Here is a 1,816-nt window from a genome sequence, read left to right on the forward strand (position 1 = left end):
AATAGCGACTCTTGTTCGGGTGTGGGGTAAAATCGGAACGAGTAGGCTTTTTCCATGTCTCACATTTTAGCATATATTTCGTAAACGATGCTCATATTTAACAGTAAAGCCGTCGTAGAACGACGGGGTTTCAGACCCAAATTTTCGATGAAAGAACGCAATTTCAGCGTCCCCGGTCTAAGGTCCCAGGTAGAACAATCTGGTCGCGTGGTCGAGGAGTCCCTCGATTCTCTCAAACAATCCCCAGAATTAATCGCAAAGAAGCTGATCCAACGTACCAAGAAGGAACCAGAACAGATGACCTAACCTTGATCCTACAGGGTGCGATCGATCGAGAACGCCGTCGTCTGTTACATAGGTTTCTCCTCTGTCAGATCACGGGTTTGTTATCTGGTGGGGTCATATCCTTTTCTCTTAAAGGTGAACCCCTATCGGGAGCGGGTTGGGGATTGGGCATCGGTAATCTCCATTTCGGGGTGTCTGTCGGTTTTCTATCGAGGAAATAGTCGTTACCCGATAATCACGCTTAAGGTTGCGACCACGCAGTTGCCGTGAGACTTCAGACGTTCGTTTTGTCGAACGTCTGAAGTCTCACCCTGTCAAATCATCTCCTTACCACCCGGCCCGCTTTCAACAAAATCGAGTATGTCTTCTGGATACTGAAAGTCTTCTGGGATGCTGGCCAACGGTGAAGTTAGGCAGATGGCAACTTCAATTACTTGCGATTTTTCCAGTATCCAGGCTCACGACTGCAATGCATGACTGCCAAAATCAGAATGTAGTCTTGCTCAATTGTGTAGAGAACACCGTAAGGAAACTTACGCGCCATACACCGCCGAACATCTTCATCAATTGCAGCGTAACGGGTTGGAGACTCCCTGATCCGATAAACTGTATCCTCGATCGCGTTTATGAACGCTTGAGCAACCTCAACTCTCTGCTCTGTGTAGTATTGAACTGCTTCAGCGTATTCATTCAGGGCTTCAGGATGAAATACGTACCTCATGGCTCAATCAGCCGTCTGACTTGGGCTAAAGCGTCTTCGCCTGGAATTGGTTGAATAGAACCATCTCGCACCTCATCTCTTCGGCGCTTGGCTTCAGTTACCCAAACTGCCTGAATTGCTGAGTCGGTATCGAATTCCAAGCTTTCCACCAACTTGTCTGCTAGGAATGCTCTTGATTCGCTAGGCAGCGACAATATTTCCTCAGTCAGTTGCTCAATTGATCGCATAGTCCCCATCCCTCGCAGAAGGCTCAATCCTGAATGAATTGTATCAAACTTTGACATGAGACGAATTTGAGGAAGCAATCGTCCACCTCAGATCCCACATTATACGGCTTGGTTAGTTGCTCGAAACATTTCGCACCTCTTCGACTAATTTATGCACCTCTACTCCTGAAAAGTGCCTTTGCCCACAACCATTCCACAAGTTCTCAAATTGCTCTCTAAAATGTTTATACCAGTGAGGATCTCGATCGGGTCGCAACTCAAAAGTAGGGGCAAACGAATCAGAGTGGTGTGGGTACATTTCAACGATTATTCGTCCATACGGCTCATCAGGGTCGATCACCACTATGCCAAAGGCTGGTTTGTATGGAAGTAACCCTAATTCGATTTTGTCAGAAGCATTGGCTAGCATCCCAACTCTCTCAAGGATAGGACGCAGCGTATCAATAGACCTCTTGCATAATTTTTTTATGGTATAATATAAGGTTTTGCTTTTTTCTCAATTCTTAGATTGAAGTGGAAAAAAGAATAAAATGTGATCTTAGGTCAGGAAATCATCTATAATTTTGCTATGTTTATTAGCAAA

Annotated in this window: 6 protein-coding genes; 2 read left to right on the top strand and 4 right to left on the bottom strand. The window is 45.4% G+C overall.

Annotated elements, in window-relative coordinates; genetic code table 11:
* Positions 1-56 (bottom strand): helix-turn-helix domain-containing protein (locus tag PX481_RS29795; RefSeq protein WP_072024880.1); only part of this gene is annotated, 56 nt, incomplete at its 3' end.
* 91 nt (positions 57-147) lie between these two features.
* On the opposite strand from PX481_RS29795, the gene PX481_RS16695 reads away from it, so the two are divergent.
* Positions 148-306 carry a hypothetical protein gene (locus PX481_RS16695; RefSeq protein WP_288026471.1) on the top strand — a complete coding sequence of 53 codons (159 nt, stop codon included), beginning with the start codon at positions 148-150 and terminating at the stop codon, positions 304-306.
* 2 nt (positions 307-308) lie between these two features.
* Complete coding sequence (locus PX481_RS16700) at positions 309-506, top strand: hypothetical protein (protein WP_288095073.1); 198 nt, start codon at positions 309-311, stop codon at positions 504-506.
* A gap of 209 nt (positions 507-715) precedes the next feature.
* On the opposite strand, the gene PX481_RS16705 is transcribed toward PX481_RS16700, so the two are convergent.
* The 3 genes from PX481_RS16705 to PX481_RS16715 form a co-directional block, all read right to left on the bottom strand.
* Positions 716-1,006, bottom strand: coding sequence for a type II toxin-antitoxin system RelE/ParE family toxin (locus PX481_RS16705; protein ID WP_002758582.1), 291 nt, complete (start codon positions 1,004-1,006; stop codon positions 716-718).
* Entirely contained in the window at positions 1,003-1,233 is a 231-nt protein-coding gene (locus tag PX481_RS16710; RefSeq protein ID WP_002758583.1) for an addiction module protein, read from the bottom strand. The genes PX481_RS16705 and PX481_RS16710 overlap by 4 nt, the downstream gene beginning before the upstream one ends.
* A 112-nt stretch (positions 1,234-1,345) precedes the next feature.
* Positions 1,346-1,642: a hypothetical protein gene (locus tag PX481_RS16715; protein WP_155120380.1), complete on the bottom strand. Its 297-nt coding sequence runs from the start codon at positions 1,640-1,642 to the stop codon at positions 1,346-1,348.
* Positions 1,643-1,816 lie beyond the last annotated feature (174 nt).

Source organism: Microcystis sp. M53603_WE2 (assembly GCF_030065435.1).

Coding starts and splice junctions, on each gene's coding strand:
- PX481_RS16710 (WP_002758583.1), bottom strand. CDS start 1,233: ATGCGATCAATTGAGCAACTGACTGAGGAAATATTGTCGCTGCCTAGC.
- PX481_RS16705 (WP_002758582.1), bottom strand. CDS start 1,006: ATGAGGTACGTATTTCATCCTGAAGCCCTGAATGAATACGCTGAAGCA.
- PX481_RS16695 (WP_288026471.1), top strand. CDS start 148: ATGAAAGAACGCAATTTCAGCGTCCCCGGTCTAAGGTCCCAGGTAGAA.
- PX481_RS16715 (WP_155120380.1), bottom strand. CDS start 1,642: ATGCTAGCCAATGCTTCTGACAAAATCGAATTAGGGTTACTTCCATAC.